The organism is Pseudomonas sp. p50(2008) (assembly GCF_015351605.1).
GTDB lineage: Bacteria > Pseudomonadota > Gammaproteobacteria > Pseudomonadales > Pseudomonadaceae > Aquipseudomonas.
Genome location: NZ_JACMYF010000012.1, coordinates 129,982 through 137,999 on the forward strand (window position 1 = coordinate 129,982; position 8,018 = coordinate 137,999).

Annotated in this window: 6 protein-coding genes; 4 read left to right on the forward strand and 2 right to left on the reverse strand. The window is 61.9% G+C overall.

Translation table 11 applies throughout. The features are described from left to right. Nucleotides 1–216: 216 nt before the first annotated feature. Both H7698_RS28480 and speB read right to left on the reverse strand, forming a co-directional pair. Nucleotides 217–1,725, reverse strand: a complete 1,509-nt coding sequence (locus H7698_RS28480) for an aldehyde dehydrogenase family protein (protein ID WP_194693630.1) — start codon at nucleotides 1,723–1,725, stop codon at nucleotides 217–219. A 55-nt stretch (nucleotides 1,726–1,780) separates the two neighbouring features. Next, complete coding sequence (speB, locus tag H7698_RS28485; RefSeq protein WP_194693631.1) at nucleotides 1,781–2,782, reverse strand: agmatinase; 1,002 nt, start codon at nucleotides 2,780–2,782, stop codon at nucleotides 1,781–1,783. 152 nt (nucleotides 2,783–2,934) lie between these two features. On the opposite strand from speB, the gene H7698_RS28490 reads away from it, so the two are divergent. From H7698_RS28490 to gcvP, 4 genes are all read left to right on the forward strand, one after another. Further along, nucleotides 2,935–3,849 carry a LysR family transcriptional regulator gene (locus tag H7698_RS28490; protein WP_162441160.1) on the forward strand — a complete coding sequence of 305 codons (915 nt, stop codon included), beginning with the start codon at nucleotides 2,935–2,937 and terminating at the stop codon, nucleotides 3,847–3,849. A 69-nt stretch (nucleotides 3,850–3,918) separates the two neighbouring features. Next, complete coding sequence (locus tag H7698_RS28495) at nucleotides 3,919–5,427, forward strand: sigma-54-dependent transcriptional regulator (protein WP_194693632.1); 1,509 nt, start codon at nucleotides 3,919–3,921, stop codon at nucleotides 5,425–5,427. Nucleotides 5,428–5,839: 412 nt separating this feature from the next. Next, nucleotides 5,840–6,223 (forward strand): glycine cleavage system protein GcvH, encoded by a 384-nt coding sequence (gene gcvH, locus H7698_RS28500; RefSeq protein WP_194693633.1) that lies wholly within the window; start codon nucleotides 5,840–5,842, stop codon nucleotides 6,221–6,223. A gap of 9 nt (nucleotides 6,224–6,232) precedes the next feature. After that, on the forward strand, nucleotides 6,233–8,018 hold a 1,786-nt coding region (gcvP, locus tag H7698_RS28505), incomplete at its 3' end, for an aminomethyl-transferring glycine dehydrogenase (RefSeq protein WP_194693634.1).

The window sequence follows — 8,018 nt, forward strand, 5'->3', positions numbered from 1 at the left end:
TCTTTCGGGTGAACGACTCCCTTGGCGCGTCCTTGCCGTTCTTGAAAGCTGAAAATTCCGCGAACTTTGTAGCAGCTGCCGAAGGCTGCGTTCGGCTGCGCAGCAGTCGTAATTCCGATCCCTTCGGTTTATCCGACATACCGCGAGCGCTTGTTTTACGACTGCTGCGCAGCCGAACGCAGGCTTCGCCAGCTGCTACGGTTTGTGCTGCGCTAACTAAGGCAACGTGATCCACACGGCCTTGGTTTCGAGCAGGTAATCGAGCTGCTCGGCGCCCAGGTCCTTGCCGAACCCTGACTGCTTGTAGCCACCGAACGGCATCGACGGGTCCAGGGTGCCGTGGGCATTGACGTAGACAGAGCCGGCCTTGAGCCGTGGAATCAGGCTGTGCACCTTGCCCAGGTCATTGGAGTACAGGGCGGCTGCCAGGCCATAGAGCGAGTCATTGGCCAGGGCCAGCGCCTCTTCCTCATCATCGAACGGTGCGGTCACCAGCACCGGACCGAAGATCTCTTCCTGGACGATGCGCATGTCGTTGCGGCAGTGGGCAAAGATGGTCGGTTCGACGAAGAAGCCAGGGCCATCGACGGCTTGGCCGCCGTAGACCAGTTCGGCGCCTTCAGCCTTGCCCATCTCGATGTACTCGGTCACGCGCTGCTTTTGCAGGGCCGACACCAGTGGGCCGATGAAGCAGTCCGGGTCCAGGCCCGGTGCCATTTTCAGGGTGCGTGTGTAGGCGATCAGCTCACTCAGGAATTGCTCGTAGACGCTGCTATGAATATAGGCCCGCGTGCCGGCGTCGCATACCTGACCGGAGTTGAAAAACACCCCGTTGGCGACCGCTTGTGCCGCCGCCGGAATATCGGCATCGGCAAACACGATGACCGGTGATTTTCCGCCGAGTTCGAGGGTCAGGCGCTTCATCTCGTCCAGCGCCGCCCGGCCAACGGTAATGCCCACCGGGGTCGAACCGGTGAAGGTCAGTTTGTCGATGCCGGGGTGGGTGGCCATGGCCGCGCCAACCACGCTGCCGCGTCCGGTGACGATGTTGATCACGCCGTCCGGAATGCCCGCTTCTTGCACCAGTTCTGCGAAACGCAGGGCCGACAGCGAAGTCAGTTCGGCGGGTTTGACCACCACGGTGCAACCGGTGGCCAGCGCTGCGCCCAGTTTCCAGGCCATGGTTTGCAGCGGGAAGTTCCACGGCACGATGGCACCGACCACACCCACCGCTTCCTTGCGGGTATAGGCCAGGTAATTGCCCGGCAGCGACGGCTCGACCGTACGCCCGTGGAGCTTGGTCGCCCAACCGGCGAAATAGCGCAGGGTATCGACGGTGCCCTGGATGTCGACTTCTTTGGCGAAGGCGACCGACTTGCCCATGTCGATCGATTCGATTTCCGCCAGTTCGGCGGCGTTCTGTTCGATCAAATCCGCCAGGCGCTGGATCAGGCGTTCGCGCTGCGCCGGTTTGGCCTGGCTCCATGCGCCACCGTCGAACTGCGCACGGGCGGCTTGCACGGCGCGGTCCAGATCAACGGTCGTGCCCATCGGAATACGGGTGATCAGGCCTTCGGTCGACGGCTCGATGACGTCGGAAGTCTGGCCGTCGCTGGCTTCAACCCAGGCACTGCCGATGAACATTTTCTGCACCTTGCTGAGGAAGGTCTGGGTGGCTTCGCTGACGCCGAATTTCTGCAGGTAACTCTTGACGATCGTGTCCATATTTATGCTCTCTGCCCGGCAGTCAGGTCCTGCCGGGACGCTGTGGTTTCGATGATCAGTCTGGCGTGGTTTCGCTGGCGGCGGCCGCCCGCACCTTGCCCCGCTCGTGGAAGATGAAACCGATACTGTTGAGCAGCAGTTGCGCGGCGAGGATCGAGGTCATGCCGGTCGGGTCGTACACCGGTGCAACTTCCACCAGGTCCATACCGACGATGTTGCCTTTGCTGCGTTTGGCCAGGGCCTGGATGATTTCCAGCACTTCGTAGTAGAGGAAGCCGCCGTGGCTCGGGGTGCCGGTACCCGGGGCGATGGACGGGTCGAAGCCGTCGATGTCGATGGTGATGTAGTAGTTGATGTTCTGCGGGATCAGCGCCAGTACACCGTCGACGCCGAGGCGACGCACATCGCGCACCGAGAGGATCTTCGAACCGGCTTCGTGAGCCGCTTCGTAGTCGTCGCGGTTGGACGACGAGACGTTGCGGATGCCCATCTGGGTCATGCCGACGATGTGGTTCATTTCCGAGGCGCGACGCAGCGGGTTGCCGTGGCCGTAACGCACGCCGTGGCGCTCGTCGACGAAATCCAGGTGCGCATCGAAGTGGATGATGTGGATCGGGCCACGGCCTTCGAAGGCCTTGATCACCGGCGCGTGAACCGAGTGATCGCCGCCGAGCACCACCGGCATTACGCCGGCATCGAGGATCTTGCGCACGGCGTATTCGGTGTTCTTGTTACTGGTGACCATGTCGGTGTGGACGATGTCGGCATCACCGACGTCGACCATGCGCACGTCCGAGGCGGTGAGGTACATCACGTCATCTTCGTGGTCATAGGCGCCGGCGTGGCCGAAGGAAAACAGCGTCGATGCTTCGCGAATCCCGCGTGGTCCGAAGCGTGCCCCGGAGCGCCACTGGGTACCCATGTCGTTGGGCACGCCAAGCACCGCGACGTCGGCATCCAGGGCATCCCAATCGGTGCACACCGGGGATTTGCCAAAGGTGCAATGACCCACGAATGGCAGGTTCAGACGACCGGATTCATAACCGTTGTTCGACATTTCTAGCCTCTCCACTTCTTGTTATCGGCTTGGCGGAACTGCAAGGCGACCGCCGTTGAAAGAGACTATGGGCGCAGGTTTTCGTGGAAAAAATGCCAAACATCAGATACTCATATCGGCATTACCGATGCATCCACAGGCCGGAGGTCAACGTGATTCAACTGCACGATGTCGATCTGAAGTTGCTCAGGGTGTTTGCCACCATTGTCCGCTGCGGCGGCTTCTCGGCCGCCCAGGCGGCGTTGAATGCCGGGCAGTCGACCATCAGCGAACAGATGACCCATCTGGAAACCCGCCTTGGGGTCAAGCTTTGCCAGCGCGGGCGCAGCGGGTTCCGCCTGACCGAGCAAGGGGTGGCGATCCATGAGGCGACCCAGCGCCTGCTGTCGGCGGTGGAAAATTTCTGCATGGATGCCGACGTGCTCAAGCAGCACATCAGCGGCAAGCTCAACCTGGGCATCATCGACACCACCATCACCGACCCGGACTCACCCATTCCGCGCACCACCCAACGCTTCGTATCGCGCGGGCACGATGTGCACCTGAACGTGTACGTCGGCACCCCCGCCGAACTGGAGGAACGGGTGCTCGACGGCCGCTTGCACCTGGCCATCGGGCACTTTCCGATCCATGTGCCGGGCCTGCTGCAATCGCCGCTGTATCAGGAAGCACTGGGGCTGTATTGCGGGCGCCGGCATCCGCTATACGGGAGCAAGGCTGAGGGCGAGGAACTGCTCGAAGAAGTCGCGGCCGGGCGCATCGTCGTGCGCGGCTACATGCAGCAATACGACCTCGAACACCTGGGCGTGAGCAAGGCCGCCGCCACCGTAGACAACATCGAAGCCACGGCGATCCTGATCATTTCCGGCGCCTACCTGGGTTTCCTGCCGGAGCACTTCGCCGCCCAATGGGTCAAGAGTGGCGAGATGCACCAGTTGGCCCCGGAGAGTCTGCGCTTGCGATCCCCCTTCGACGTGATCACCCGGCGCGGCGTGGCACCGCCGCCGATCCTCCAAGCGTTCCTCGAGGACCTGGCGGCCAGTGCACGCAAAACGGCTAACGGATGACGTGACGCTCGCCAAATTCAAATTCGCCCCGGCATACTGATTTTCGTTTGCCAATCTTGCAGGTCCGTCATGCGCATCCACGTCACCTTCATCGACCGCGTCGGCATTACCCAGGAAGTGCTGGCCCTGCTCGGCGGGCGCAGCTTCAACCTTGATGCCGTGGAGATGGTGCCGCCGAACGTCTACATCGATGCCCCGACCCTCGGCACCGAAGTCCTGGAAGAGTTGCGCGAGGCCCTGTTCTGCGTACGCGGCGTGCAGGCGGTGACCATGGTCGACATCCTTCCGGGGCAACGTCGACGCCTGCAACTGGATGCCTTGCTCGCCGCCAGCTCCGACCCGGTGCTGGCGGTGGATGATCGCGGTCACGTGCTGCTGGCCAATCCAGCGTTGATCGCTTTGTGCGGTCGCGAACCGGCCGGTGAATCGCTGAGCGCGCTGTTCGACGATGCCGAATTGCAACGCACCTTGATCGCCCACCATTTCCGCCTGCCGATGCACGAGGTCAGCCTCGGCGGCCACACCCTGCTGCTCGATGCCATGCCGATCACCGACGCCGGCGCCCTGCTCACCCTGTATCAACCCAACCGCATCGGCGAACGCCTCTCGGCGCTGCACCATGATCACGCCGAAGGTTTCGATGCGCTGCTCGGTGACTCACTGCCGATCCGCTCGCTCAAGGCCCGCGCGCAACGGGTGGCGGCCCTCGATGCGCCGCTGTTGATCCAGGGTGAAACCGGCACAGGTAAGGAATTGGTGGCCCGCGCCTGCCACGCGATCAGCGGGCGGCATGAAAAGCCGTTCCTGGCCCTCAACTGCGCGGCGCTGCCCGAAAGCCTGGCCGAAAGCGAGCTGTTCGGCTACGCCCCCGGCGCGTTCACCGGGGCGCAACGGGGCGGCAAGCTCGGGCTGCTGGAACTGGCCGACCAGGGCACGGTATTTCTCGACGAAGTCGGCGAAATGTCGCCGTATCTGCAAGCCAAGTTGCTGCGTTTCCTCAGCGATGGCTGCTTCCGTCGCGTCGGTGGCGATCGTGAGGTCAAGGTCAACGTGCGGATCCTCAGTGCGACCCATCGCGACCTGGAAAAAATGGTCAGCGAAGGGCACTTTCGCGAAGACCTGTTCTACCGCCTCAATGTGCTCAACCTGCAAGTACCGCCGCTGCGCGAACGTGGCCACGACATCCTGTTGATGGCCCAGCACTTCATGCAGCAGGCCTGCGCGCAGATCCAGCGCCCGGTCTGCCGTCTGGCGCCCAGCACCTTTCCCGCCCTGCTCGGCAACCGCTGGCCGGGGAACGTACGGCAACTGCAGAACGTGATCTTTCGCGCGGCGGCGATTTGCGAAAACCCGCTGGTGGACATCGACGATCTCGACATTGCGCGCACGGCGGTAGAGCGCAAGAACGATGGCGAGGTGGGCAGCCTTGAAGAGGCTGTCGAAGGGTTTGAGCGGAATTTGCTGGAACAGCTTTACCAAAGTTATCCGTCCAGCCGACTGCTCGCGGCTCGGTTGCAAACCTCCCACAGTGCGATTGCCATTCGACTGCGCAAGTACGGAATTCCCAACAAACCCTGATCGCCGATCTCAGAAATACTGAAAACCCTGTGAGAGCGGGCTTGCCCGCGATTGCGGTATGTCAGTCAACCAAAACAGTGACTGACACATCGCGGCAAGCCCGCTCCCTCAAGGGATGAGCTTTTTCAACAATGTCTACAAATCGATACAGCGTATCGAAATCAAGACAAAACCCTCTCGACCTGTCTGCCCGGGCTTCGGCACCTTCCCTTCACCTGCTTGTATTGAATTCAATACGCCAGCCGTACGTCAAACTTCCCCATTAATCAATAAGCCACTGATTTAAAACAACTTATTAACCTTGGCACCGCCCTTGCTATCTCTCCTCCAGCCAAGCTCGCTTCCCGACACGAGCCTGCCGAATCGTCATCCGCCACCTGTAGCGGTTGAGTCAGAACAATGAGGAGTTGATATGAGCGAATTGCGTTTTACCGTCGAACACGAATGGCTGCGCACCGAAGCTGACGGCAGCGTCACCGTGGGCATCACCGCGTTTGCGCAACAGGCGCTGGGGGATGTGGTGTTTGTTCAAGTGCCTGATTTGGGAAGCTTCAGCGCCGGTGCTGAAGTGTCGGTGGTGGAATCGGTGAAAGCCGCCAGCAGCATCAGCATGCCGCTGGACGGCGAGGTGCTGGAAGTGAATTCGGTGTTGGACAACAGTCCGGATCTGGTCAACGAAGATCCGCTGGGCGAAGGCTGGTTCTTCCGTTTCAAACCCGCTGACGCTGCCGCTGTCGGCCAACTGCTGGATCAGACCGCCTACGACCGTCTGATCCAAGACCAGACCGACGCGTGAGGGCTGCCCATGACCACTTTCCTCGACACCCACAACGAATTCATCGCCCGCCACATCGGCCCGCGTTCCGGCGATGAGCAAGCCATGCTCAACAGCCTCGGCTTTGATTCCCTGGAAGCCTTGAGCGCCAGCGTGATCCCGGAAAGCATCAAAGGCACCAGCGTCCTGGGCATGGACGACGGTTTGAGCGAAGCCGACGCCCTGGCGTTGATCAAAGGCATCGCGGCCAAGAACCAGCTGTTCAAAACCTATATCGGCCAGGGTTACTACGGTACGCACACGCCGTCGCCGATCCTGCGCAACCTGCTGGAAAACCCGGCCTGGTACACCGCTTACACCCCGTACCAGCCGGAAATTTCCCAGGGCCGTCTCGAAGCACTGTTGAACTTCCAGACCCTGATCAGCGACCTGACCGGCCTGCCGATTGCCAACGCTTCGCTGCTCGATGAAGCCACCGCGGCTGCCGAAGCCATGACCTTCTGCAAGCGCCTGAGCAAGAACAAAGGCAGCCACGCGTTCTTTGCGTCCGTGCATTGCCACCCGCAGACTCTTGATGTGTTGCGTACCCGCGCCGAGCCACTGGGCATCAACGTCGTGGTCGGCGACGAGCGCGAGCTGAGCGACGTCAGCCCATTCTTCGGTGCCCTGCTGCAATATCCGGCGAGCAACGGCGACCTGTTCGATTACCGCGAACTGACCGAGCGCTTCCACGCTGCCAACGCACTGGTGGCGGTCGCGGCTGACTTGTTGGCGCTGACGGTGCTGACCCCGCCGGGCGAATTCGGTGCTGACGTCGCCATCGGCAGCGCGCAACGCTTCGGCGTGCCGCTGGGTTTCGGTGGCCCGCACGCTGCGTTCTTCTCCACTAAAGATGCGTTCAAGCGCGACATGCCGGGCCGTCTGGTGGGTGTCTCGGTGGACCGTTTCGGCAAGCCGGCCCTGCGCCTGGCGATGCAGACCCGCGAGCAACATATCCGCCGCGAGAAAGCCACCAGCAACATCTGCACCGCGCAGGTGCTGCTGGCCAACATCGCCAGCATGTACGCCGTGTATCACGGTCCGAAGGGCCTGACGCAGATTGCCCAGCGCATTCATCACCTGACCGCGATTCTGGCCAAGGGCTTGAACGCTTTGGGTCTGAGCGTTGAACAGGACAGCTTCTTCGATACGCTGACGATCAACACCGGCGCGCAAACGACAGCCCTGCATGACAAGGCGCACGCGCAGAAAATCAACCTGCGCGTCGTCGATGGCGAACGTCTGGGCCTGTCCCTCGACGAAACCACTTCGCAAGCCGACGTTGAAACCCTGTGGAAGCTGCTGGCCGACGGCAAGGCGCTGCCGGACTTCGCCGCCCTCGCCGCGTCGATCGTCAGCACGATTCCGGCCTCGCTGGTGCGCCAGTCGCCGATCCTCAGCCACCCGGTGTTCAACCGTTATCACTCCGAAACCGAGCTGATGCGCTACCTGCGCAAGCTGGCCGACAAGGACCTGGCGCTGGATCGCACCATGATCCCGCTGGGTTCGTGCACCATGAAGCTCAACGCTGCCAGCGAAATGATCCCGGTCACCTGGGCTGAGTTCGGTGCGCTGCACCCGTTCGCCCCGGCCGAGCAAAGCGCCGGCTACCAGCAACTGACCGACGAACTGGAGGCCATGCTCTGCGCCGCCACCGGTTACGACTCGATCTCGCTGCAACCGAACGCCGGTTCACAAGGTGAGTACGCTGGCCTGCTGGCCATCCGTGCGTACCACCAGAGCCGTGGCGAAGACCGTCGCGACATCTGCCTGATCC